At 51.5% G+C, this 25931-nt stretch carries 21 protein-coding genes; 9 read left to right on the top strand and 12 right to left on the bottom strand.

Going from position 1 to position 25931, the window contains the following annotated elements:
• Positions 1 to 56: 56 nt before the first annotated feature.
• Positions 57 to 3518 (top strand): PD40 domain-containing protein, encoded by a 3462-nt coding sequence (locus tag BUA40_RS08060; RefSeq protein ID WP_072800135.1) that lies wholly within the window; start codon positions 57 to 59, stop codon positions 3516 to 3518.
• Here the strand turns inward: BUA40_RS08060 and BUA40_RS08055 are convergent, their stop codons facing one another.
• The 4 genes from BUA40_RS08055 to BUA40_RS08040 are packed head-to-tail and all read right to left on the bottom strand — an operon-like array spanning position 3519 to position 6624.
• A complete protein-coding gene (locus BUA40_RS08055; RefSeq protein WP_072800134.1) occupies positions 3519 to 3971 on the bottom strand; it encodes a hypothetical protein in 453 nt (150 codons plus the stop codon).
• An 8-nt stretch (positions 3972 to 3979) separates the two neighbouring features.
• A complete protein-coding gene (locus tag BUA40_RS08050) occupies positions 3980 to 4903 on the bottom strand; it encodes a hypothetical protein (protein WP_072800133.1) in 924 nt (307 codons plus the stop codon).
• A 3-nt stretch (positions 4904 to 4906) separates the two neighbouring features.
• Positions 4907 to 5341, bottom strand: a complete 435-nt coding sequence (locus tag BUA40_RS08045; protein WP_233247782.1) for a hypothetical protein — start codon at positions 5339 to 5341, stop codon at positions 4907 to 4909.
• A 50-nt stretch (positions 5342 to 5391) separates the two neighbouring features.
• Positions 5392 to 6624: a class I SAM-dependent RNA methyltransferase gene (locus BUA40_RS08040; RefSeq protein WP_255369246.1), complete on the bottom strand. Its 1233-nt coding sequence runs from the start codon at positions 6622 to 6624 to the stop codon at positions 5392 to 5394.
• Between the two features lie 116 nt (positions 6625 to 6740).
• Between BUA40_RS08040 and BUA40_RS08035 the strand changes: the two genes are divergently transcribed.
• Complete coding sequence (locus BUA40_RS08035) at positions 6741 to 8636, top strand: glycoside hydrolase family 9 protein (protein ID WP_072800130.1); 1896 nt, start codon at positions 6741 to 6743, stop codon at positions 8634 to 8636.
• A 69-nt stretch (positions 8637 to 8705) separates the two neighbouring features.
• Here BUA40_RS08035 and coaE read toward each other — a convergent pair whose 3' ends face one another.
• Complete coding sequence (gene coaE / locus BUA40_RS08030) at positions 8706 to 9272, bottom strand: dephospho-CoA kinase (RefSeq protein WP_072800129.1); 567 nt, start codon at positions 9270 to 9272, stop codon at positions 8706 to 8708.
• Positions 9273 to 9298: 26 nt separating this feature from the next.
• Positions 9299 to 10168, bottom strand: coding sequence for a DMT family transporter (locus BUA40_RS08025; RefSeq protein ID WP_072800128.1), 870 nt, complete (start codon positions 10166 to 10168; stop codon positions 9299 to 9301).
• Positions 10169 to 10250: 82 nt separating this feature from the next.
• On the opposite strand from BUA40_RS08025, the gene mscL reads away from it, so the two are divergent.
• A complete protein-coding gene (gene mscL / locus BUA40_RS08020; protein ID WP_072800127.1) occupies positions 10251 to 10694 on the top strand; it encodes a large-conductance mechanosensitive channel protein MscL in 444 nt (147 codons plus the stop codon).
• A 105-nt stretch (positions 10695 to 10799) separates the two neighbouring features.
• On the opposite strand, the gene BUA40_RS08015 is transcribed toward mscL, so the two are convergent.
• Genes BUA40_RS08015 through BUA40_RS08000 form a run of 4 tightly spaced genes read right to left on the bottom strand, consistent with a single transcriptional unit; the run spans position 10800 to position 15279 of the window.
• Positions 10800 to 12011 (bottom strand): DNA replication/repair protein RecF, encoded by a 1212-nt coding sequence (locus BUA40_RS08015; protein ID WP_072800126.1) that lies wholly within the window; start codon positions 12009 to 12011, stop codon positions 10800 to 10802.
• Positions 12008 to 13033, bottom strand: a complete 1026-nt coding sequence (locus BUA40_RS08010) for a PorV/PorQ family protein (protein ID WP_072800125.1) — start codon at positions 13031 to 13033, stop codon at positions 12008 to 12010. Before BUA40_RS08010 ends, BUA40_RS08015 begins: the two co-directional genes overlap by 4 nt.
• Positions 13033 to 14634: a hypothetical protein gene (locus BUA40_RS08005; protein WP_143149737.1), complete on the bottom strand. Its 1602-nt coding sequence runs from the start codon at positions 14632 to 14634 to the stop codon at positions 13033 to 13035. Before BUA40_RS08005 ends, BUA40_RS08010 begins: the two co-directional genes overlap by 1 nt.
• 3 nt (positions 14635 to 14637) lie before the next feature.
• Positions 14638 to 15279 (bottom strand): LolA family protein, encoded by a 642-nt coding sequence (locus BUA40_RS08000; protein WP_072800123.1) that lies wholly within the window; start codon positions 15277 to 15279, stop codon positions 14638 to 14640.
• A 122-nt stretch (positions 15280 to 15401) separates the two neighbouring features.
• Between BUA40_RS08000 and BUA40_RS07995 the strand changes: the two genes are divergently transcribed.
• Positions 15402 to 16535 carry a hypothetical protein gene (locus BUA40_RS07995; RefSeq protein WP_072800122.1) on the top strand — a complete coding sequence of 378 codons (1134 nt, stop codon included), beginning with the start codon at positions 15402 to 15404 and terminating at the stop codon, positions 16533 to 16535.
• Between the two features lie 522 nt (positions 16536 to 17057).
• Here the strand turns inward: BUA40_RS07995 and BUA40_RS07990 are convergent.
• Positions 17058 to 18110 carry a hypothetical protein gene (locus BUA40_RS07990; protein ID WP_072800121.1) on the bottom strand — a complete coding sequence of 351 codons (1053 nt, stop codon included), beginning with the start codon at positions 18108 to 18110 and terminating at the stop codon, positions 17058 to 17060.
• Positions 18111 to 18262: 152 nt separating this feature from the next.
• Here BUA40_RS07990 and BUA40_RS07985 point away from each other — a divergent pair, with 152 nt between their 5' ends.
• From BUA40_RS07985 to argF, 4 genes are all read left to right on the top strand, one after another.
• The gene (locus tag BUA40_RS07985; protein WP_072800120.1) at positions 18263 to 19693 is read left to right on the top strand and encodes a glycogen synthase; all 1431 of its coding nucleotides are present in this window, start codon (positions 18263 to 18265) and stop codon (positions 19691 to 19693) included.
• Between the two features lie 7 nt (positions 19694 to 19700).
• The gene (locus BUA40_RS07980) at positions 19701 to 20606 is read left to right on the top strand and encodes a DMT family transporter (protein WP_072800119.1); all 906 of its coding nucleotides are present in this window, start codon (positions 19701 to 19703) and stop codon (positions 20604 to 20606) included.
• A 137-nt stretch (positions 20607 to 20743) separates the two neighbouring features.
• Entirely contained in the window at positions 20744 to 22378 is a 1635-nt protein-coding gene (locus tag BUA40_RS07975; protein WP_072800118.1) for a glucuronyl esterase domain-containing protein, read from the top strand.
• A gap of 374 nt (positions 22379 to 22752) precedes the next feature.
• The gene (argF, locus tag BUA40_RS07970) at positions 22753 to 23712 is read left to right on the top strand and encodes an ornithine carbamoyltransferase (protein ID WP_072800117.1); all 960 of its coding nucleotides are present in this window, start codon (positions 22753 to 22755) and stop codon (positions 23710 to 23712) included.
• A gap of 70 nt (positions 23713 to 23782) precedes the next feature.
• On the opposite strand, the gene BUA40_RS07965 is transcribed toward argF, so the two are convergent.
• Entirely contained in the window at positions 23783 to 24751 is a 969-nt protein-coding gene (locus BUA40_RS07965) for a hypothetical protein (RefSeq protein ID WP_072800116.1), read from the bottom strand.
• A 90-nt stretch (positions 24752 to 24841) separates the two neighbouring features.
• Here BUA40_RS07965 and bioB point away from each other — a divergent pair, with 90 nt between their 5' ends.
• Positions 24842 to 25813: a biotin synthase BioB gene (gene bioB / locus BUA40_RS07960; protein WP_072800115.1), complete on the top strand. Its 972-nt coding sequence runs from the start codon at positions 24842 to 24844 to the stop codon at positions 25811 to 25813.
• The last annotated feature ends 118 nt before the right edge of the window (positions 25814 to 25931 follow it).

Genomic DNA, 25931 nt, shown 5'->3' with positions numbered 1-25931 from the left:
CTACTTGAATAGGGAGACTTTTTGTACCCTGGCATTTTTGTATATTGTACTTTACTATGCGCGCGTCTATTTCGAGCTTTTTATCGGTTTTAACGGCAACGGTCTTATCGGCAAGTGTTTCTACCTTCGCCGTAGGCTTTTACGGCAACAACAGCGACATCCGTTGGAAAGCCGCAAGCACCGACCATTTCAACTTCATCTATCCCGCCGAATATAGTTCGCACGCCTCCAAAGTTTCTGCTTACGCCGAAGCGGTTTATGATTCCGTAGTCAACCGTTACCACCACGATCTGCCTGGCCGAGTGAACGCGACTCTCAACAACGCCCTCTACAGCAACGGCAATGCAATCCCTAGCGAGAACTCCATCAACCTTTGGCTCACCAACTGGGACTTTAAAATTCGCAGCAGCCATGGTTGGCTTTCGGACGTGGTGACTCACGAATTCAGTCACTTGGTCAGTATCGAAAACGCAAGCAAGTTCAAGCCGAGCATTTACGGTCTGCAGGTCAGCTATACCGACTACTATAACGAACGTACCACGCAAGATTTTGCCACCCTGATTCCTTTTACTTTGCAGCCGCTTTGGCTCGCCGAAGGTACCGCTCAGTACGAATCCAGCCGTATGGGTTTTGACGCCTGGGACACCCACCGCGACATGTTGCTTCGCGTGGCAGCCTTGAACGACAGCCTGCTTACGCTCCCCTACATGCACGACTTCTCGGACAATTCCCTGTTCGCAGAACTAGGCCCTTACACCCAGGGTTTTTCGCTGGTACGCTATATTAGTGCGACCTATGGCGAAGACGCCATGCCCAAGATTTGGCATGAAATGTCCAAATACCACCGCCTCACTCTGGACGGAGCAATCAAGAAGGTCCTGGGCATTAGCGAACAGGAACTTTACGACAACTGGAAAGCGGAAATCACCAAACATTACCGCGCCCAACGCGACAGCGTCGGCCATCTCATTGAGGGCATCAAGCTCACCGAAGGTTCTTTCTGGCAAGACTTCCCCGTTGTCGCCGGCACGGAACTTTACGGCGTTTCAAACTTCGGCGGACTCTGGTTCGACGGCGGACTCTTTAAAATGAAACTCCCCAGCGCCGACAAGGCGGACTCCAGCGCCAAGGACTCCAGCAACAATATCGACGGCGTAGAAATCGGCGAAATTGAAATCGAGAACGAATCCGACCTCATCGACATTGGCGACTACGCTAAGCACGGCTTTAAAATCAAGAAGGGATGGATGGACAAGGGTATCGACGTCCATCAGGATAGTGTCCAAGGTCCCATTCTTGCCTACGTCAGCTACCAGAACCGCGACAAGGACGGGCACGCCCATTTCGACATCGCCGTCAGCGACACCAACAAGCACGAACTTTACGTCACTTACCTCGCCGACGCCGTTTACCCTGCCATTGACGCCCAGGGAACGACCATTATCTTCGCCATGCGCGAACCTTACAGTACCCGATTCAAGCTGGCCAAGGTTCCATACCCCAAGGATTTCACCGACTACACTTCCGAAGATCCCGTCGACATTTTCGTACCTGACGCCAAATTCGACTACTACAATATATACAGTCCGAAATTCAGCCCCGACGGCAAGCGCATTGCATTCGGTTTCTTCGATAACGAGACTCGCGGCATCGCCGTCATTGATAGCGACGGCAAGAACTTCAAGATTGTCAGCACAAAAGGTTTCGACGAACGAGACGTCAACTGGCTGGACAACAACAAGATTGTCTTCGCTAGTAACCGTAACGGGATTTTCAACCTGATTGAAAAAGACTTGACCTCCGGCGCCGAGACACCACTTACAAACGTTATCGGCGGCGCCTTCACTCCGGTTCTCGCCGGAGACACGCTCTACTTTACGGAATACGACAAGGACGGTTTCTCGCTCTACAAAATAGCCTACACCACCGTTCCCATGATCGACGACACCACAGTCACCGTCAGCGAGCGAGACAGCATCATTCAGGTTGCCGACACCACATGGAATTGCGAGAACTCTACCGCCACTGATTCCTGCGCCAAGGTTCCCGCAGTCACACTCCGCGACTCCATCATTAAGGTCAGCGACACCACCCGCACCATTGCGCAAAAGCCCGCCCCTGCAGCCATTACCCTGCAGGGCAAGCTTCCCGAACGTATCGTAAAGCCCATTGAACTGACCGACATCGAACTGGCGGGCATCGAAAAGGATTACAAACCCATCCCCTTCGTTCCCCTGTTCGTTCCCATGGTCGTCTTCAGCGAAAATGCCCCCGACCTCACCGTCTTCGGCGATGGAAAGGTCAAGGCCAAGGCAGGTCTTGCCGCCATCCTTTCGGATCCGCTTAAAAAGAACACCATTCAAATCGGATTCTTGCTAGAACTAGGCGCAGGCTTCGACTACATCAACACCGACGGCCTCAACCCCGAACAAGAAAAAGAATTCTTCGTGGCATGGGAAAACAAGAGCACACCTCTGGACCTTTCCCTTAGCTACACCTACGCCAACTACACCAGCAAGGATACTTTGCGCTACGAAGACGTTGCCGCTCATGGTGGCGATAGCCTCGGCATTACCCACTACGCTATTCCCATGCAGGCCATTATGGCAGGCGTAGGTTACAGCGTCTTCAAGAGCATCGACACACTGCAAGTGGCCTTGGGTTACGACTGGGCAAACTTCAACCTGTACGAAGACAACTTCGACTGGACTTATCAAAAACGCTTAAGCCTGCTCATCGCCCTCGGCCTCTACGGGGACCATGCCGAAGGCTCCGAAATCAACGGTCAAGGCAACGGAATGCGACTCTACTTGCAGACCTCCAATTCCGACTTGTACCGCCCCGGCACTTTCGCCGAAAGCTTTACCGTCAACTCTAACGGCAAAATCACGCCCAAGTACCGCAACTTCCACATCAACGAATTCGGTATCAACCTTTACGGAAGCATCCAAAGCCCGCTTACCGGCGCCCGCCTAGCGGCCGGCGGAAAAATCGCAGGCATCTTCAAATGGTCCACCGACGCAGACCAGGACACCCTCGATTCTTACTACTACGACCCCATATTCCTCGAAGGCTACCCCTACCTGCGCAACTCCGAAAGTTACACGCTGGCAGGCACCAAAACTGCTATCGCAGAACTTCACTACTTGTTCCCGGTCTATGACGATTGGCGCAAGAGCTTATGGATTTTTGAGACACGCGGTTTCTACATCGACGGGTTTGCCCAGATTGGCGCCGCCTGGAACAACAAGTGGATCGATACCGACAAGCTGACCGACCACAACTTCTGGGACCGTTCTGTAGGTCTATCCTTCCGTATGAGCAACCGCATCTTCTACGGCACTCCGTTTGACATTTCGCTTACGTTCGCCCGCGGTCTGAACCGCATCGGCGAAGACGAAAACCTCGAAGGCGGTAGGAAGCTTACACCTATCGATGTTCCGGGCATCCCCGAAAGCATCGCCCCCACCCGCATCAAGTTCTCTATTGGAATGGGGTTCCAGAATAGTTGGCAGTAACTAAAGTTCGCCGTATTTTTGTTTAGGCTTGACTTCGCCGGGCAAAAGCTGTCCGGGACTAGTGCGTTCCGCGTCACGTCCAGTGAAATTCGGATTATACTGTTTGACCTGCGCCTTCTTCTGTTCGGCCTGCAGGTCCAGCATATGGCGTTCCCACTCCTGCATAGCCTGGTCCAGTTCGTTGCGGGCATTCAGCATAAGTTCCTTGAGTTGCATTAACTCAAGCATCTTGTCACGCTTCATGATCCACAACTCTTCTTCTTCAGGCATACGCTCGATGTTAAAGAGCAGGTTCAGGTATTCTTCTTCCGCCGTGCGGTAAGCCTTTTCCATTTCCTTGTAGACCATGTAACGGTCATCGACCATCGTCTGTTGCGGCGACGGGTGCGTGGAGCAGCCCGCAAGAGCGAGCGCGCCAGAAATTAAGGATATATAAAAAAGCCTGCGCATCATGCCCGGAATTATTCCTTAGCTTCTTCCGCTTCAGGTCTCTTCACGGTATAAAGACGTTCAAGGGTAATCTGACTCTTGAAGGTGGTAGTATCCTTGGTTTCAGGGTTCACCATCGTGTGCGTTCCGACCTTGACTTCGCGTTCCTGACAGGGGATGCCCGTCGTCGGGTCGATCATCACTTCAAACTGAGTCTGGTATTCCGCCTTAAGTCCCTTATTGTAGTGTTTGAACTTTTCAGGGACAATGTTGCTATTCACGTGCTGTTCCCAGATGTAGTACGGGAAACTTTCCATTTCCCACAAGTACACGACGTAATCCAGGCAACGGCGGTGATCACGGTTTTCAAAGCCCTTCACCACCACGGAATCCACCTGAATCAAGGCAAAGTTCAGACGACCCTGATCCTTAAGCATCTGCGTAATGTTGCCCTTGGCAGGCACATCGCCCAACAGCATGTGGTCCATTTCCCAGCGGTGCTTTTCGAGGCGTCTCAAGTGCGGTTTGTATTCCGGGTTCAGAAGCTGTTTACGCCAGACTTCGGGCATGGGAATGCGGGCCAGCAAGGAATCGTAGCCATTGTCGAGGCCATCTACGCTTTTTACCTCGCGGTCAATAGCCTTCAAGTCCACCGACTTCACGCGCCAAGCCAGTTCCGAAGGCATGTAGTTCTTAAGATAACCACGAGACTTGTCCATCACGTAATCGCGGTGAACCTTCAGGGTGTCGCCCGAATTAGAATAGGTCAAGTTCGCATAGGCGGCAGTCACCGTCCCCATTTTTTCTTCACCCTTCAGGTCTATCGTCGAAAAATAGCCTTCGGCATAAAGTTCTACCGTAACAGGGGCGTCCACCTTGTAGCTAACGTTGACTTTTGATTCACCGCAACCGCCAAGGATAAGGGCAGCTGTGACTGCGCATAAAATTTTCTTCATGTGTTACCGATTTTTAGTAAGGAGAATCTGTTTAGACAAAAGCACCTTGCCGTCGCCACTGACTTCAATGACAACCGGACCCGGTTCTTTTTTACGACATAGTTCGCGAGCAGTCATCACACCCATATGATGGCGGGACTTGCCCTGCAGCGTGTAGACCCACTGCTTGTCACTAACGGCCACTTCGTGATCCCAAATCTTTTCACCCTTGTGGGCAATCGTACCTTCGTAGAAGGATGTCTTGAGCATCGAAAAGTCAAAGCTCTTTCCGTAACGGAACTGCACTATCAGCGGGTCTCTCATTTCGAACTCGCTCATGGTATCGGCCACGACATCGAGGGCCGGGTTCCATTCCCTGCCGCAAACGATTGCGGTTTCTTCGACCGAACACCCAGCAAACAGGCATGCGGTCACTATCGCAAACAACCATTTTTTCATACTCGCCTCCATTGCTTACCGAATAAACTAGAAAAAACTCTTTTTTTCGGCTATCGCGAAAGGATGAACATCATCTCCAAATGGGGCGTCTGGGGATAAAAGGCGAATCCTTCCGCCTTTTTGAGGCTAAACCCCGCCTGCGCAAATTTTGCATAGTCACGGACAAGGGTCACCGGATCGCAAGAAACATAGATCAGTCTGTTAACAGAACTTTTCACAATGGCGTCAAGAGCTTCTACAGGGAGGCCGGTACGGGGCGGATCCACAATCAAGGTAGCAGGCACATCCACCACATTTTTCACAAGCCATTCTTCAGCCGCAGCCGAGACATTCTCTACGTTTTTCTGAACGGCTCCCCCGTTTAAATTCAAACGGGCATGTTTCAAGCAGCCTTCTTCACGTTCCACCGTCGTAATCTTTTTAAAGCGGTCTTTCAACAGGGCCGCAAAGAATCCGACTCCACTGAACAAGTCAATGAGCCATGCGTCACTGGCCTCGCCGCTTGCAATACCTTCGTCAACGGCAGTCTGCACGGCACTCACAAGTTCCGGCAAAAGGGCCAAATTGCTCTGGAAAAATACCGATGCGTCCGAGCGGATTTGAGCACCCGCAATATCGACAACACTTACGGCGTTCTTTTCAAAATCCTTGGCGGTCATTCCCTTGTAATAGAAACTGACATCGCCCTTTCCATTATCGAAAAGATTCACGTCCAATTCAAAATTCCTGGGCGGACGCTTATTGTTCTTTACCGATTCTTCAAAAATCTTCGCCGCATTTTCTTTCAGGAATGCATTGAGCGCAGGCGTCAATACTGGGCAACTTTCAAAGGGGATAATTCCGTTGCTTTTTTGCATACGGAAACCGAAGCTGACGTTGCCATTTTTTGCACGGGCAATTACCACGCGGGCACGATTCCTGTAGCCCCACGCAGGGCCAACATGAATCTTGAAATCTTCGGGCAATTCCGCATGAGCCAAGCGCCTAAAATTTTCACGTTCTACACGAGCCAAATACGGCGCCTGCTGTTCGCTTGCCAAATGTTGCAGGCTACAGCCGCCGCACTTGCCAAATAAGGGGCATTTCGGTTCCGCGCGATCGGCACTCTTTTCAAGTACTTTAACAACCCGACCCCGCGTGAAATCTTTCTTGTTCTGCGAAAGTTCGACTTTGCACAATTCACCCGGCAGGCCCCCCTGCACAAAGCAAACGCGACCATCGGGCAGGCGGGCCATTCCTTCGCCGCCCTGCACCATTTTTTCTATGCGGAGTTCGTAATTCACATCACAAATATAGCTAACTGCGTAGTTTTCAAGTGTAACCACTTTCTACCTCGCTCCCCCTACCTTGCCGTCGCGAAAAGGTTTAGATTTATAAAAAAACAAACAAGGATGTTTTTATGGTGCTCAACAAGATTCTTCCCCCGGTTCTTGCGATTACGGCTCTTGGTACAAGCAGCCTGTTCGCAGCGACAGCCTACCACAACCAGGTCGGCTTCCTTACTAAGGGTCAAAAGCAGATGGCCGTTATCGGCGCCGAAGGCAAAGAAATCGTCTTCAAGTCCGAAAGTGGCGAAGAAGCTCTCAAGGTAACTGCTCCCGCCGCACAAACCTGGATTCCTGCTGGCGACACCGCCGCCTCTTTGGTCGATTTCTCTGAAATCCAGACTGCAGGCAAGTACCAAGCCTATGTCGATGACGAACCTATCGGTCACCCCATCACTATTGGTGACAACGCCCTCGAAGAAGCAGGCAAGGCATCCATCAAGTTCTTCTATTTCCAGCGTGCCTCTACGGCCCTCGAAGAAGAATACGCAGGCATTTACGCACGCGCCGCTGGCCACCCGGATACTGCCGTCAAGTACCACAAATCCACCGGCAAGACCGATCTCGACGCAACCTTTAACGGCTCCAAGGGTTGGTACGATGCTGGTGACTACGGCAAGTACATTGTGAACTCCGGTATTTCGACATACACCTTGCTGCAGCTTTACCAGCAGAACAAGGCCTATTACGATACTCTCAACTTGAACATTCCCGAAAGCAAGAACGAAGTCCCGGACCTTCTGGATGAAATCCGCTGGAATCTGGACTGGATGCTTACCATGCAAGATGACGATGGCGGCGTCTTCCACAAGCTGACCACCAAGCAGTTCGCCGGCACCATCATGCCCGCCAAGGCAACCGCCCAGCGCTACGCTATCGGTAAAGCTGTAGAAGCTACTTGGGACTTTGCAGCAGTCGTTACGCTTGCTTCCGAAATTTACAAGCCCTACGATCCTGAATTTGCAGAAAAATGCATTATTGCAGCCCAAAAGGCTCACAACTGGGCAATTGCTCACCCCTATGAAATTTACGAACAGCCCAAAGATGTCGGCACCGGTTCTTATACAGGAGCTACCGACTGGGCATCCAAACTTTGGACTCTCATCGAAATGTACCGCGTCAGTGGCGACACCACTGTTGCAGCCGCCATCAAGAAGCTCCCCATCAATAACAAGAAGGCCAGGCTCCAAAGCTGGCAGAACAACTACATGTTAGGAATTTTCTCCATCGCTATGAGCCCCGACGCCTTCGAGCCCGAAATGGTGGATTCTGCAAGCGCCATCATCATTAACATGGCCGACAATTTCATCAAGTCCCTCGACAACAACGGCTACGGTATCGCTCTCGATAAAGACGACTTCTACTGGGGATCCAACGGCGTTGCCGCCAACAAGGGCATGGTTCTGATTCACGCCTACATTCTGACCAAAGAAGAAAAGTACATGAACGCAGCCCAGAGCATTGTGGACTACATCTTGGGTCGCAACCCCATTGACAAATCATACCTCACCGGCTACGGTGTCAACCCGGTCATGAATCCGCATCACCGCATAAGCCAGGCTGACAGCATCGAAGCCCCTGTTCCGGGAATGGTTGCCGGCGGCGCCAACGCTTCGGCTACGGATTGCGCCAAGCAATACAACAATGCAAATGCTGTTGCCAAGTCCTATTACGACAATTCTTGTAGCTACGCCACCAACGAAGTGGCCATCAACTGGAACGCCCCCTTCGCCTACGTTATTGGCAGCATCCAGGCAATTGCTTCTACTGGCAGCGCCTACGACATCAAGACTCCGGTTAATGCCAAGTACGAACTGACCACTATTCCGGCTGCCCGCAACCGCATCAAGCTCGCCAAGCCCCAAGAAGGCAAGCGTCTCGTGATGCGCGGCAAGAAGGTCCAGGTGGAATACACCGACAGAAACGGAATCAAGAGTTACTTCAGCATCGGCGGCAAGAAAGTCCGCTAACTGAAACAAGATCCTCCCAATCCCACCCAATAAAAATGCAGCGCCCCTGTGATGCTGCATTTTTAATTTCTACAAAAGTTGCTCTATTATTTTCTGTAATTGAGCCTCGTCGCCCGAATTATCGATAAATCGCAATTTCTTACCCGGAAAGAGTCGTTTCCATTCCTCTTCACTATCTTTGGCTGATTGCAATTCTATGCGACGTTCCGCATCTTCTTCACTGAAAGCGCGGTTTTCAATCAGGCGATTCTTGCGAACTTCCCGAGCAGCGCTCACCACCCAAATTTCATCTAGGCGCGATACCAGTTCAGGAACATTTTCAAATAGGGCGGCCTCGACAAAAGCCGGATTTGCACGTAGAATGTACTGCGTGAGAGCCGGATACACAAGGGCCTCCAGGCGCTTTCTTGCCGTCGGATCACAAAAGACCAAGTTTGCCATACGGGTACGGCTAACGCCCTTTTCCGTCAGCATATCTTCGCCGAATTCCTTGGCAATGGCAGCTCGCAAAGCCTTGTCGTCACGGTACAGGTGATGCACCGCCACATCCGCGTCAATCACGCGAATCTTCCGGTCCCGCAAAATGCGACCGACCAGCGACTTTCCTGCACCAATTGTTCCTGTAATGCCTTTCATACCGATAAATTTAGTAGAAAGCTAGACTATTTTCCGAGAGCGATCAGGCAAATACCGAGAATCACTCCCAGCAAGGCAATAAACTTCATCTTGCTCTTGCGTTCCTTGAAGAAAATGAGTCCTGCAAAGAACGAAATCAGCACGCTAGAACGGCGGAACACCGTAATAATCGAAATAAGGGCATCAGGGTCACTCACCGCTACAAAGTAGCAACGGTCCGCAATAATCAGGAGTACGGCCACTAAAAGCATCGACCAGCGGAATTTAAAGGGAGTCGTCTTGTGCCGCGTCGGGAACCAGGTAACCGCACAAATCACGAACTGCCAAAGCATCATATAAATGCTAAACCACACCTGAACCGTAAGGGGGTCAAAGTTCATGCGCTGCAAAATAAACTTGTCGTACACGCCGCTACAGGCCGCCAAAAGCGTGCCCAGCACCATACAAATCACCCAGCCGTTACTGAAGAAATGCCCCATTTCTTTACGGCCCGCAAGGCTCAGCCCCACATAAGAGCAAATACAGATGGCAACACCCGCCCACTGGAGCGCAAAGGGGCGTTCTCCCATAAAGGTAACCGCAATAAAAATCGTGAATACAGGAGCGAGGGCACGAATAGTGGTCGCAATGCTCAAGGGCAAATGAGCCAACGCATTATAGGTCAAAATCCAGCTGCCACCCACAATGGCCGCCTTTCCAAAAAGATACACATGGCTCTGCAGGGGCAAAGATTCGCAATGCCCCGTCAAAAGCAACGGACTCATAAAAAGAGCATAAAAGGCACTGCAAAAGAACAGGGTTACACGAACCGCATTGTCTTGCACCGATTTTTTCTTGGCGAGGTCATAACACCCCAAAAAGAACGCCGAAAGAAGGGCTAGAATAAACCATGACATAACAACTCAAATTTAGAAAACCCTCTTGCCAAAGCGATATTTTAAACATATTTTTATCTTAACTTCAACAAAAGGAACCAATATGGGTATCAAAGGTAAAGCATCATCCCTGCTCGAAGAATTCAAAGCCTTCGCGTTCAAGGGTAACATCGTCGATATGGCTATCGGTGTGATCATCGGTGGTGCATTCGGCAAAATCGTCACCTCCTTCGTTAACGACATCGTTATGCCGAGCGTTACCGCTATCATCGCCATGGGCGGCGGCAAGGATGCTGGCGAAGGCCTCAAGTCTCTCGCATTCACGACTGCCGAAGGCGTGAGCATTCCCTACGGTAACTTCATCGGCGGCATCATCGACTTCCTCATCGTTGCCATCGTGGTGTTCATCGTCATGAAGAAGTTCCTCGGCTTCATGCAGAACATGCGTAAGAAAGAAGAAGAAGCCCCGGCTGCTCCTCCGGCACCTCCTGAACCGTCTGCCGAAGAAAAGCTCCTCACCGAAATCCGTGACTTGCTGAAAAAATAATTGGCAGTTGGCAGAACTTAGAGCCTAGACTAATGAGACCCCGCTTAAAATGCGGGGCCTTTTTTTGCCCAAACGTCTATCCGCCTACAGCCAACTTCCTACTGTCTACTGCCTACTTCCTACTTTTATCTCCGCATCTGCCTTAAACGGCAATTCTTCTAGCTGCGGCGTCGCAATAATTACTTGGCAAGACTTTTCACGAATGAGTGTCGCCACCGCATCGCGACGGTCCACATCTAGTTCAGCAAAAATATCGTCAAGCAAAAGAATCGGCTTGCTCAAGTAACGAGAAGCCACATCTACCGCGGCAAAGCGCATGGCAACAGCAGCGCAACGGCACTGGCCCTGAGAACCGGCAGAACGCATTTCGCTTTCGCCAATGCATACGCCCAAGTCATCTTTATGGGGGCCGGACAGCGTAATCCCCTGAATCTTTTCGGCAAATTCCAAGCCAGCAAGCTTGCGGCGGTAGGCTTCGCGCAATGCATTCTCGTCGACAGAGCCATCTTCAGATTCTCCCGAATCCGATGCAATATAAAGACCGCTCCGGTCTGCCGCCATGGCAGCCTTGTCCAGCTCAGAGTCATCCAGAAATTCTGCGCCGTCGAGAGCGTCCAGTTCCTTGAGGATAGAGCTCTTGTAGGCACAGGCGATTTCATCTACGCCACCCGATAGTTTGCGGTAGTAGCCCGTAATGATCGGGGAAATTTCCTTGGAGAGTTCAATGCGGGTCGCCCAGAGTTTTGCACCCAAATCCACCAGCTGTTCCGTAAGTACATGGAACAAGTCTTCGCCGCCGGTAGCAACTCCCTCGCGCTTGTATTGGCGCAGCCACTGGTTGCGCTGTTGCAGCACGCGGCGGTAACGCTTAAGTACCGAGGCATTCGCCTGCGAACGGTAGCAAAGGATTTCATCAAGCCAGCGCCTGCGCACTTCAGGAGCACCACGCAAAAGTTCAATATCCGAAGGTTGCATCACAACCGCCGGAATATTTCCAAAAAATGCCGTCGGAGACTTAAGGCTTTCGCCATTCTCGCGCACGTCGCAACTCCGGCGACCTACGCGGATTCCACGATTCACGCTTTGACCGGAATCGTCAAAGCATCCTCGTAAAATCAATTCGTCGCCTTTCCAGGCAATCATCTCCTTCAGGTCTTTCGCCCTGAAAGAAAAACCCTGGGCAAGCAAATGCACAGATTCCAGTATAGAAGTCTTTCCGCAGCCATTAGGGCCATGAACCACCGTAATGCCGGGCCCGAACTCCGTTTCAAACCCGGCAATGCTACGAACGCCATCTATAAAGATTTTTGAAATCACGGAATAGAGCCCCGCAGGCCAAAGCTAAGGGGAGTCCAGATTCCCGCTTCCGTTTCATAAATCAAAGCGTAGTTTACGTCGAAGGGATACTTCTTCTTGCCGATGCGAATCTGGAACTTGTAGCCTGCACCTACGGTCCAGTCCAAGTCATCCATACCCAGACGCAATGTGCCATCGGGAATCACTTCGCATTCAAAGCCCACGCGACCCGTCCACACATGCAAATCAGGGTCAAAGGCCAACAAGGTGTCGGCGATCTGGTAATCGAGCGCTTCCATCCAAGCGTAAACAGGCAGGCCTGCAATCTTGGATCGATAACCCACACCAATCTGCAACACCTTCGGGCGCACGCCATCGGTGCTTTCGACGGAATTATCGGTACTGGTATTCTTGCTCCACTTTGCAGACAAGTTTTCGCTGAAGCTCAAGTTACGGATGACCACAGAAGTGGACCACTTGTCATTCCACTGTCTCAGCCAGCTCAAGTTGAGCGTTACCGGACTGCGGTAATCATCCACCAGTTCAATGCCTTCGTAATATTCCGAAATATCCATGTTGTCGTAACTCATGGACAGAGAAATACCAAAGGCGTCTCGGCGGGTGGCACGGTAAGCGAAGCCCAAGTACATCATGGTAAAGTAAGGCGTCGCCGTACCCATGGTTTCATCGTCTTCGTTAATCACGTCAAAGTTCAAGTCGCCGCGGTAAAGCATGGCAAAGCCCACGCCCATACGCTTCCCCACCTTGGTTTCAAGGCCAAGCGAACCGCCCATACGGTCCAGGTCACGCTTTTCAGCGTTCAAGGTGTACACAAAGTTTTCGCGGAAACCAAGAATAGCCGGGTTCCAGTAAGCCGCCGGCATAGACGCCGTATCCGCAGAGCCCGTATTGCCACGGCCCAGTTCGCGGGTTCCTGCACCCATACGTTCAACAAAGCCGTCAAAGCCGCCAAGCGTCGCCTTTTTCCCTGCCACCGCAGATACCGACATTAAAAGGGCAAGAGCAATAATCAACTTTTTCATTACCGGCGCCCTCCCAAGGTCATCACCTTGCCCCAGCCGATATGGCCGTGGTTATCCTTGACACGCACATAGTAAACGCCCATGGTGCAGGCCTTGCCGGCCTTGTCGCGACCGTCCCAGAAATCTTCCTTCGGGTTCGTGCTGCGCGAAGCATCGGCATCGCGATGAGCATCCTTGACAATAGTGCGAACCTTTCGCATGTCGTAACTAAACACATCGATAGTTATCTTCGATTCCTTGCTCACCTTGTAAGAAACCAGCGACTGGTCGCCCGCCGTAATCACCGACGGCACCATGCGAATGGATCCCAGGTTTCCGCCCAGCTTGGCTCGGTTCAAAATCGTGTTCCAGGACTTGCCCGAATCCGCCGAAACTGCAATGCCATTGCCATAAGTAGAGATGGCAAGGCCTTCCGTCTTGTTATCCAACGGGAAGGAGCAAATAGAAGTAATGATGGCATCGCGGTCGGTAGCACCCGTAGCATAACCGTACAGCCACTGGTTCTTACCGTCTTCGTCCATGTCCCAGGCGCGAACTCCAGCAGAATCAAGCTTGAAGTAGCCACTCACGCCTCCACCCGGGCCAAGGACAGCCACATAAGCCACATTCGCGATAAAGGCAACGCTACTAACCGTATAGTCACCATCGTCGTACACATCTTTCTTCTGCTTTTTACCAGCCGTATCCAAGAAATCCACCTTCGCAAAATCCTTGGCATTTTCACGCAGCACCCACAAGGCGCCCTTCATCGATTCCTTTTCCATGCGCGATGTTTCGGCAACAATCGTCAGCGGATTGCCACCCATCCAAAGTCCCGTGACACGGGCGTTGGTATCTAACGCCGTAGAAGGCTTGGACACCTTGCCATCGACAGAGCGCTTCCAGAGTCCCTTGGAAGTCGCAAGCCAGAGGTCACCGGTAGTCGGATGTTGCTTCACGTCAAAGATGCGAGGATTCACATCGTTTTTCCACTTGTAATTCACCTTGGCGGTATCAAGAGAACCGGTCTTCAAATTCAATTGGAACGTTCCCTGCTTGGGGCTACCGCCCGAGACGTCGTAAAGTCCAAGGCCAGCGGCACCGCGGGCAAACCAAAGTTGTTTATTGGAAGAATCAAAAGCAAAACCGCTAACGGCATAGTACATAGCCGTATCTATATCCTGCAATGCCTCGGGAGTGGCGATAGGCGTTTCAATCAAGTTGTCTATCCCGCGAACCGAGAAGAATCCTGCAGGCATAAGCGAGTAACCGTCGTCATCTTGTCCAAACATCGGAAGCACATAGCCAAGCTTGCCCGCATAAATCGATGGCGTACGGCGATGTTCAGCAAGAACATCGCTAAAGATCCCCGCCTGCACGGCCGTCATGGAATCCGAAACTTGTTCCTGCTTGGATTCAGCCACCTGCACACCCGTTGCACCCACCTTCAGGTCCAACAAGGTCACGCCGCTATAAAGGTCGCCGCGGGAAAACACCCAAAGGCTTCCCGCTTTACCCGTTGAGTTCACGTTCAGCGCATAGTTGCTGAACAATGTTTCTGCAGCAAAGGCCGGGAGCGCCGCCAGCGCAAGCCACATGCATTTTCTTAAAATCTGCTTCATAAATTACCGCATGTCAATTTCGTCAACGCCCTTGATAGGCTTGTACTTGAAGTCTTCCGGTTTCCAGGACTTGACTACCGAGAGGTTCACGATATTGTACCAGGAACCGTTTCCGGTAGGATCGACCGTATAAAGACGCTTCGGGGAGAAATCCTTTTTCGAAAGCCACACTTCCATCTGGGTAAACTGCCCGGCATACTTGGACGGGTCAAGCTTCAGCACCCACATTTTCTGCTTGTTGAATTCGCCTTCTGCAATTTCTTTCGCCTTGCAGTTCAGGTACTTGAACAAGAGTTCCGAAGGGTGCAGTGAACTGGACAAATCTTCCACCGACTTGATCAGCACCTGTTTCTGTTCCACATTGTGCTGCCACAAGTCTTCGCCATCGCTGTAAAACTTGATACCCGCCATATCCAGCACAAAACGGTCTCCTTCAGCGACCAGGAGCTTTCCATTTTGGGAAGCGATGTCCGGGGAATCCGCATAAAAAACCTGAACCTTAAATTCAAGATTCCAAGCCTTGCCCGACTTGAACCAAGCCTTGGATTTTTCCATGGCTTCATCAGCCGAAATAGCGAAAGCGCTCTGCAAAGCCAGCAGGACACAAATTACAAACAGCCTAATAAACCTAACGCGATTGAACATCTAGGGACCTCATGAATAGGAATATGGGCAAATTTACAAAAATCGTACGGCCTTGAATTGGCTTTTTCCTTCGGATATTTCTATCTTTGCACAAGAAATTTCAAATCATATTGGAAACTGATATGCGCAAATTGATTATGCCACTGGCTATTTCCTCTGCCGCCACATTGGCCCTCGCCGCCGACATTCAAGTCCACGGCGATGTGAACATGGACTACGCCAGCTATTTTGACAGCGATTTTGACCCGACCAACGCCGGCAACCAGGACATTGACCTCGCCCTGCACGCCCACCTCGACGAAAACATTTCCGTTATCGTCATGGGAACCACCCATAGCACTTTTGTAAACGAAAACGGCGACCTGGAAGAATCTGAAGTCCGCCACGGTCTCGCTCGTTCCACCGCCATGGGTTCGGATGGCCGCTACAACTCCTTCGATTTTGACGGTGTCCAGTTCCGCTGGGATGTGAGCCACCAGGTTACCCTTATTTTCGGTGACATGACCTACAGCGCCGGTACATTCAACTATTACTTCTGGCGCGACGCTTCCCGCTACGCCGTCATCACCCGCGAAGAAAGCCTCCGCGGTTTCGGTGCCGAAGTGGGCAACGAAAAGTATGGCCAGGGCGCTTTCTACTTGGGCGCCTCCGACGACACGGACCACACGGTTTCCATGTTCGCCACCTACGCCTTCCCGCTCTTGAACCACACCGACGAACACTTGATTATCAAGCCGAGCCTCGACTGGGTGTTCGGTCAGGACATCGGTCGCCCCTACACCTACGTTCTGGGTACCGAAGTAGACTACTCCAAGAGCTTCGAAAAGTTCAACTACGGTATCTACGCCGTTTGGGGACTCCACCCGTACAAGGGCAAGGGCACCCACTCCTTCTTGCTGGAACCCAGCATGAACTACGCCATTTTCAATCTGGGCGCCACGTTCTTCTACGCCATTACGGACAAGGATTATCCTGCCGCAGAACAGCTCATGACCGACGACCAGATGCTGTTCGCCGTCGAACCCAGCTTCAACATTCATAAGAAGTACACCCTGGGTGTTTCTTACGAATACCACGATCCGGACCGCGAAGTACACGAAGACGACTTCCAGTTCCTGGGCATGAACCACTACCTCTACCCCACCATGAATACGGAAATCGTTATCTGGTACGGTTATAACTTCACCGACACCGACAAAACTCCGTTTGGCAAGGCAAGGTTTTCCCTCGGTTTGAGCGGCAAGGCGAGTTTCTAACAAGACCGCTCGCGCCCAATCATAAAAGTACGTACCCAGAGCGCTCGCTCTCGTAACCACGCCTCGTTAATACGAGGCGTTTGTTACTCACGGGAAAACGCATATCCAATCGTAAAAGAACCCCTTAGCGGACAGACTTTCGCAGAGGTCTTCAACACCCCTTCTAACGGGCTTCAAAACCCAGTAAGCGAGAGTCGCAGCCATGCTTGCATGGCTATGACCGAGCGTCATGGGTTTCTGTAGACGCCAGCCCGTAACACCCGGCTATAGAACCTGTGAATCTTACCTAAACTAGCCTTCATTTATTTTCCCTCCTACAAATAAAAAGAAAGGCGAGATTTCTCTCGCCTTTCAAAAAATTTAAGGTTTTATCCGAGCGCTCACAGCTCAATGCTCAGAGCGCTTAGCGCGACCCCAAAGCTTGTCTTGTGAGCCATAAGCGACACAGTGTAAGCGTGTCGCGTTGGCGAGAGGAACGGCCGTAGAGTAAGAAACTGCTTATTTCTAGCCGTTCCGGTCTTGTTACTGACCGAGGTACTTACGGCCGATACCGAATTCATCCTTATATTCGATGTAGTCCGGTACGAAGGACTTGGCGTAAGAGAAGCTCACGTTCACAGAGCACTGGAATTCGTTCATCAGCTTGCCCTTGCCCTTGAAGCTCTGCTTCTTCTTTTCGATCTTTTCCTGACCCTTCTTGCCTACGAGCACTTCAGCTTCGCACCAGCCGCTGTTGCCCTTGGCAAAGACTTCTTCGCCAGAGGTAGAAACGAGCTTGATCTTGGAGGGGTCGAGTTCAGTGTTGTTACCCGTAGAAGCCCAGAACTGGAGTTCTGCAGAGAGAGAACCCGGAGCCATCTTGAGGGTCGGCATGGCCATCACGTAGCCCCACTTGTCCACGCGGCGGCTGACCGGTTCGCCAATCTGTTCACCGAAGATCAGGAAGTAACCGCGAGTGCCCTTACGGCTCTTGTTCAAAGCGGCCTTCACGTCAGCATTTTCCGGTGCCATTTCGGCAATCTTCATAATCTGGTATTCGCTCACCACCGGGTCAGATTCGCCCACGGCTTCGGAGAGGTTCTTGGCAACGTAAGCATTTTCAGCTTCGGTGCGGATAGCCTTCACGGCAGCTTCACCAGCACCCTTGGCCTTTGCAGTCACCAAAGCGGTATCGATCTTTGCGAAAGCGTTCACGATCGTGCCGTAATCCATGCCTTCCTGAGAGGCCTGCATCTTACCGATGTTGGCAAGCGTCGTCACGTATTCCTGGACAACATCTGCATTCTGGACTTCAGCCATGTTCACGGAAGCCTTGTCGAAGTAACCGTTGATAAGGTCGCTGTTCAAATCCTTCTTGGCTTCAGTTTCGGCGGCGCGAACCAGAGCGAGCGTGAAGTTATCATAGAATTCATCGGACATGCTACCCTTCTTCTTAGCCTCAAGGTAAGAATTGATAGCGTTGCGATAACGACCTTCCTTAAGGTGTTCGTCACCGCGCTTTTCGTTAGTACCCTTACAGCCGACCATCGTGAATGCGACGGCGGCAGCCAGAGAGGCAATAAAGAGTTTTTTCATTTGATTTTCCTTCAACTGAGTGATTTTGTTTTGTAATAATACCTTTTTTCCTAGGAATTTAATTCCGAGGATTATTCTTTCTAAAAATAATTAAATAAATTTATGTTATACTTTATCTATAGGTAAATTTTTATTTGGAGTATTGAGCAGGAATGAACATCCTTGTCGTAAGCCCCGAGGCCGGAAACTGGCGAAAAACCAGTCCTTTGGCAACTGCGGTTAACCGCATGACCGACGCTTTTGCAAGCGCCGGAACTACGGTTCTTACCTGTTCTCCGTTCTTCAGGAACCTCATGGTTGACGTAGACAGCTACAGCTGCGTTTACAGCGGCGTCGAAAAGCTGCAGGGCAAGCCCTACGAAATCTGGGTTTCCGAAAAGGACCCCCTCCACACCTATATCTACAATGAAGAATACTTCGGCAGGCCCTATGTTTATGGGCCTCCCCAGAGCGCTCCGTATTCGGACAACCATATCCGGTTCGCATTCCTTGCGTCGGCCGCTCTAGCCTATGCCGAAGAGACAAAATTTGAATGCAACGCCATCCTTGGCCACGAATGGGGTGGAGCCCTCGCCGGTGCCCTCGCAAAGACCACCTACCAGGCCTTCGCAAGCAAGATCCCATTCTTCTTTACCGTCCACAACATCACCTACGACTTCCATATTCCTTCCAGCGAAATCGAAAAGATCGGTCTTCCCCGCAAGGATTACAATATGGACGGCTACGAGTTCTGGGGTAAAGTCAGCCTGCTCAAGGTGGGAATTCTGTACGCCACCAAGGTGCTGTTCCCGTCTCCCGGTTACCGCGACGCCATGCTGAACACCAACCTGCCCGGCGGCATCAGCGGATTCTTGAACAGAAACGCCGACAAACTCATCGGTGTGCAATTCGGCGTTAGCTACCAGGTCTGGGACTTCAACAAGGATAACCTCCCCATCAAGGAAGCCAAGGCAAAGGCCCGTGCCCAATTGCAATCTCAGCTGGGCGTAGACTTCGACGGCAAGTTGGTCCTTTACGTCCACCTGGACGAAGAAGCGGGCAACACCTCCGAAACCTTGGCCACCATCCTTTCGGATATTGCACGTCTCGACATTTTCATCATCGTAGGCATTTCGTCCAGAAGCGGCGAATGGACCTACTACCAGGATTTTGCCAAGCAGTACCCTGACGTCATGTACGTACAGGATTTGGATTCCGAACTGCAAGACAGCACCATACAGCTGCGCGACACTCTCGCCGGCTCCGATGCTCTCTTTGCCGCGAACCTCCGCGAACCATCGTCTTCCATCATCCTTAAAGCCATGGCTGCGGGCACGCTTCCCATTACCGGACGCACCGTAGGCGTATCTACGATGCTCACCCACTATTCCCTGGAAACCGCCGGTGAAGCAAACGCATTCTTGGCCGACGACGCCAACGCTCCTCACCAAATGCTGCGTTGTGTAAAAGACGCCGTAAACGTCTACAAGACCGAAGTGGCCGACTGGGACAAGTGCGTCGTAAACGCATACAGCGGATTCCATTACGAATGGTGCAGGACTATCTCCAAATACCTGCTCATTTTCGGCGAATTGGGACTTTAGGTCTCTTTTGGCAAGCTTCGGTTACACTCTTTTACTCGTTCTAACCGCCGCCATCTGGGGGTCGGGCTTTGTAGCCCAAATTGAGGGCAACGCCTTCGGGCCGTTCACCTTTTCGTGCATACGCTGTTTTATCGCGGCCGCCTTTTTGGCCCTGATTTTCAAGATTCTTGATATTTTCGGCAAAAGTCCGCGCAGGCCACACAACCGCGAAGAGCGGTTTCTACACTGGAAAGCCGGATTCTTTTGCGGGCTCGCCTTATGCACGGCCATGAACTTGCAACAGCTGGGAATGTATCTCGGCACCTCCGCCGGAAAGTCCGGATTTCTCACTGCATGCTACATCGTACTTGTGCCCGTTGTAAGATTAATCCTCGGTCATCGCATTTCGGCAAAGACGTGGGCTTGCGTCGTCATCACGACCTTCGGGCTTTACCTGCTCTGCATCAAGGACGGTTTTTCGCTGGAACTTTCGGATGGCGTTTCGCTGCTGTGCGCTCTCGCCTTTTCAATCCATATTTTGGTCATCGACAAGTTCGTGAACAAAGTCGACCCGATTCGAGTTTCGGCGATTCAGTTCCTCACTATCGGCGTTTTGACGGCACCGCTCATGATTGTTTTCGACATGAAATTCCCTGTTATGGACTTTAGCACGATTGCTGCCGCGCTTGTCAATCCAAGAGCAGTTGCGGGACTCTGCTTTGCCGCGTTCTGTTCTAGCGAAATCGCCTACACGTTACAGATTGTTGCTCAAGACAAAGTAAAACCAACCATCGCCTCGCTTACGATGAGTCTAGAATCGGTATTCGCCGTATTTGCGGGCTGGGCCATTCTAGGGGAAAAGCTTTCGGCCCGCGAAATCTGCGGTTGCGCCATCATGATGGTCGCTATCGTTTTCGCACAAATTAGGCGCTAAAAAGCAAGCGCCGCGCCTCGTTGACAAAAATTAACGTAAAAAATCGGAACAAAAGTTTCCACTTTTAAAAAAAGAATATATTTTATTTACACATTTACGAGTGCAGAATTCACTACACTCTAATTGGGATTGGATGTATGAAGAAATATAAATACTTGTTGCCAGTGGCAATTATCGCCACCGGTTTTTGGGCATGCGGCGACGAGAACACGACCGCTACCGAATGTACCACAGAGCAGTGTCTCATTGACAAATATGGCGAATTTAACGCAGATTCGGCAAATTTAGCCAATCAGCAGACGCCTATCGAGACAATTGACTTTGAAATCAACGAAGGGCCGAACGTGATTGACGTTCCGTCAGACTCTTCGGGAGCAACCTCCCAGGAACCGGGCACAACACCGCAAGATTCCAACCAAACAGGCAACCCCGTTGACGTTCAAAACGACTCTATTCCAAATAATTCTTACACATCTTCAAGTTCTTTGACCTCAGAACCCGTTGCTGCATCTTCGAGCAGCGGACACCATCATCACCGCTCTTCTAGCAGCTCTGTCGGCGACGTGAACCCCGTCGAATCCAGCTCCAGCGAAGAAGATGTCATTCCGCCAACACCCGGCAACGACTTCGTGGAAGATCACCGCAGCGAATGTCAGATTGGCAACATTCCTACAAGCGTGGATAACGCGAAACTTCCCGACCCGTTCAAGGGTCTTGACGGCAAGCGTATTTCTAGCAAGGCCGATTGGAAGTGCCGTCGCGAAGAAATCGGCGCCATGTACGAAAAACTAATGTTCGGCGAAAAGCCGCGCAATCCCGAAAAGGTCGAGGGCAAGAAGTCCGGCAACAAGTACACCGTCACCGTTACCGACAAGGGCAAGTCCGCCTCCTTCGACGTCACCATCAACAGCGCCGGCACCAAGGACAAGCCGAAGCCGGCCCTCATCGGCCTGGACCAGGGATTTGGCTCATGCGGAAGCCTCGGCGCCTCGACCAACGGCTTGGACATCGCCATGATAACCTTCAATACGAACAATGTCGCTCCCGAAAGCGGTGGCGGCAAGTTCTTCCAGCTTTACAACGGCGGCCAGGGCACCATTATCGCCTGGGCATGGGGCGTAAGCCGTCTGATCGACGCTTTGGAAAAAGACCCCGATGCAGGCATCGATGTCAAGCACCTGGCTGTTAGCGGTTGTTCCCGCCTGGGTAAGGCAGCCCTCGCCATCGGCGCTTTTGACGAACGCATCGCGCTCACCATTCCGCAGGAATCCGGTTCGGGCGGCGCATCGCTTTGGCGTGTAGGCGCCCAGGTCAACAAGCAGAAGGGCAAGCAGTTTGTGCAGGGTCTGAATAGCGCGGGTTCCGAAGGCAACTGGATGATCAAGTCGTTCAAGAACTACGATGGCAAGGAAAATACGCTTCCGTTCGACCAACACATGCTTGTGAGCATGGTCGCCCCGCGTCCGCTCCTCATCATCGACAACGCGGGCCAGGAATGGCTGGGCGAAGTTCCGTCGAACTACTGCGGCCAGGCTTCTCTCGAAACCTACAAGGCTCTCGGCGTGACGGAAAATTACACCTATAGCCAGGAAGGCGGCCACGCGCACTGTTCGCTCCCGAACGGACAGTTCGACGAAGTCAAGGACTTCATCAATAAGTTCCTGCTCGGCAAGGACGCCAAAACGGGTAAGATTGATTACAGCAAGAATACCCAGACAATCAACTTCAGCAAGAGCGAGTGGATTGACTGGGAAACGCCCACTTTAAACTAAGCTTCCTCTAGAAGACCAAACACCTCGAAAGACCCCCGGCGCAAGCTGGGGGCCTTTTTTGCAGGCTTTTTTTGCATATTTTTATGCGTTTTGCCCCATTAAGCCTTGACAAAACCCCTAAAAATTTCTCTATTTGGAGGCACATTTTTAAGTTTAACCCTTAACGGAGAAACAACATGCCTTGCGGAAAGAAAAGAAAGCGCAGGAAGATTGCGACTCACAAGCGTAAGAAGCGCCGTCGTCGTGACCGTCACAAAAAGAAACTTCGCTAATATCCGTTAGCATTCTATTGTGATTTCCTGTTAAAGACGGAGTGTAAAAGCTCCGTTTTTTAATTTTTTTTGTTTTACGGGCTTGCCCAAAGGAATCAAAAAATGATTGATCGCAACAAGCACTTCCTCCGCCTCATGGACTGGAGCGAAGAAAAAATCCTGGAAACTATCGAAATCGCCTCTCGCCTGAAGGCTGAGGTTCACGCCGGCAAGGTGTCCGACCGTCTGCACGGCCAGAACATCGCCATGTTCTTCGAAAAGCCCTCGCTGCGAACTATCACGACTTTCCAGGTGGGTATGAACCAGCTCGGCGGTCACGCCGTGTTGCTCGCCCCCGATTCCATTGGCCTTGGCAAGCGCGAAAGCGTCAAGGACGTTGCCCGTTGCCTCAGCCGCTGGGTGAACGCCATCGTCGTCCGTTGCTTTAAGCAGGACTTGGTGGAACAGCTTGCCGAATACGGTAGCGTGCCGGTCGTGAACGCTTTGACCGACGACTATCACCCGTGCCAGGCAATCGCATTTGCCCAGATGATTTGCGAAAACCTCGGCGGTTTCAAGAACGCCGATGGCAAGCCGAAAACCGTTGCCTTCATCGGTGACGGCAACAACGTTGCCAATTCCTTCCTCGCTCTCGCCTCTAAGGTGGGTATGAACTTCACGCTCGCCTGCCCGAAGGGTTTCGAACAGCCCGCCAAGGTGGTCGAAGAAGCTCAGGAAGGCCTGAAGAAGCACGGTTGCCAGTACCGCGTATTCCACGATCCGAAGGAAGCCGTCAAAGACGCCGACATTCTCTATAGCGACGTGTGGGTCTCCATGGGCCAGGAAGGTGAAAAGGCCACCAAGCAGTCTCACTTCTTGCCGTTCCAGATCAACGACGAACTCCTGAAGCTCGCTCCGGCTCACTGCAAGGTCAGCCACTGCCTCCCGGCTCACCGCGGCGAAGAAATCACGGACTCCGTGATGGACAACCTTGACGTGAACATGAGCTTCGAAGAAGCTGAAAATCGTCTCCATGCTCACAAGGCAGTCCTCTGGCAGGTCATGCCTCCGTTCGCCAAGTAAGCGAACTTATCAAACGATATTGAAAAAAGCTCGGCAATGCCGAGCTTTTCTTTTTATCTGTTAAAGCATTTTAGAACAAGGATTCTTCATCATCATCAGGAATGACTCCCGTCCGTTGAATTTCATCGCAAGAAGCCTTCATTTCCGGGACAGCATAGGGAAGAATGTTCATCGGATATTCTTCCGAATAGCTTTCGACGATTTTCCTGCCATCACATACCACGTCCAATTCCACTTCTTCTTCTGCTGCTGCAGCAATTTCGGCCTTGGCCTCGGCGCAATACTTATCAACATCGGTCTGAGCGAAAGTATCTTCGAAAACAATTTCACCCGTCGTCACCACCAGTCCGTCCTTATATTCCATGGAAATAGACATCGTAACCGAGTCCGGCTGTATAGCAACCATTTTGAAGAAAGTATCCGTATTTTCCACGACCTGGCAAGTTGCCTTGCCAGAAGCACCCGGATTTGAAACGGGGGTCTGGTCCGGTTCCTCAGGATCGGAACTGTTTTCCGACAGATACGCATTCATCGATTTACAAACCTGTTTAGCAGATTCCAAAGCTCCATCAAAGCCAATTTCGGCACCATCGACTTCGTGAATTGTCATGGTACGGCCATCGCATGTCACGGTCGCATTCTTGGTGAGAGCTTCTTGCTTATTCGATTCACACAGCGCTTGAATCGTTGCCGTCGGCACAGATTCACCATATTCGGTCACATAATCAATTTCCGCCTGGTCACCGACAATTGTAGTCGTAATCCTTGATACTGCACCGTCCTCTTTCATTGTCATGAGAAAGGAGTTTGCGGAAAGTTTCTCTACAGAACAAGGAACTTCGGCACCAGCATCCGTAGCAACCGTCTCTTTGATCTCAGCGGTACTATTGTTTGTCGGACCAGACTGTTCCACACCAGACTGTTCCGTACTATTTCCCTTAGGCTGGTCATCGTTTTTCGGCGACGTAGAGCTATCGGAATCGCAAGCGGTAAAGACAAGAGCCACCACTGCGGCGGACAAGAATAGTTTTTTGAGCATAAATTCCCCTTTTATGGAATAAGTATTTGCCTTCTTAATATAACATATCTTTTCTATATTTGCACGCGAAAAATGTTCAAGGAGTAAGAAATGTCTTTTATCCAGGAACTTAAAGAAAAAGTATTGGGCGGCTACGAAATTACCCGCGAAGAGGCAATCCAGCTTTTGAGTGAAGACTTGCAGGAACTCTGCGATGCCGCCAACGAAATCCGCGAAAAATTCCACGGTAACGACTTTGACTTCTGCTCCATCGTGAACGCACGCAGCGGGCGTTGCTCCGAAAACTGCAAGTACTGCGCCCAGAGCAGCTACTACCACACCGGCGCACCCGAATACAAGCTCCTCAGCGCCGACGAAATCGTAGCCGACGCCAAAAAGAAGGAAGCCGCAGGCATTCCGCGTTACTCCATCGTGACCTCGGGCCGCACGCTCTCGAACCGCGACGTAGAACAGATTAGCGAAGCCATTCGCCGCCTCAAGAAAGAAACAAAGCTTTCCGTATGCCTTTCGGCAGGGCTCTTGAACAGAGAACAGCTCGACAAGTTGAAAGAAGCTGGCCTCACCCGCTTCCACAACAACCTGGAAACTTACCGCAGGCACTTTCCCGACGTGTGCACCACGCACACCTACGACGACAAGATTGGCGCTTTGCAAAACGCCCTTGCCGCAGGCCTTGAAATCTGCAGCGGTGGCATCATGGGGCTCGGCGAAACCATGGAAGACCGAATCGACATGTGCCTGGATCTCCGCAAACTCGGAGTCAAGTCTACACCGGTGAACGTGCTGAACGCCATCCCGGGCACGCCTTACGAAAACCTCCCGAAACTCACGAACGATGAATTCTGCCGCATCGTGGCAATTTACAGGTTCATCAACCCGAAGGCATTCATCCGCCTCGCAGGCGGCCGCGGCGTTCTCGGCGACGACGGCAAGCGTGCCTTCAAGAGCGGCGCGAACGCTGCCATCACCGACGACATGCTCACCACCGCAGGCGTCAACAGCTGCAAAGACTTCGAGCTCGTTAAAGGCCTCGGCTTCACCCCGCACGGATTCATCGGCTAACATATTCCAACTTGGAATATGATTTATAAAGAAAATCGTACCACTTTAGAAATAAAGTGGTATATTAATGATTGAGCCCTTCTGGTGGATAAGAAGCGCCGGCATCGCAGCCGTTCCA

The organism is Fibrobacter sp. UWT2, from assembly GCF_900142545.1.
Lineage (GTDB): Bacteria > Fibrobacterota > Fibrobacteria > Fibrobacterales > Fibrobacteraceae > Fibrobacter.
The sequence above is the reverse complement of the archived record's forward strand: the minus strand, read 5'-3'. Positions and strand labels throughout refer to the sequence as shown.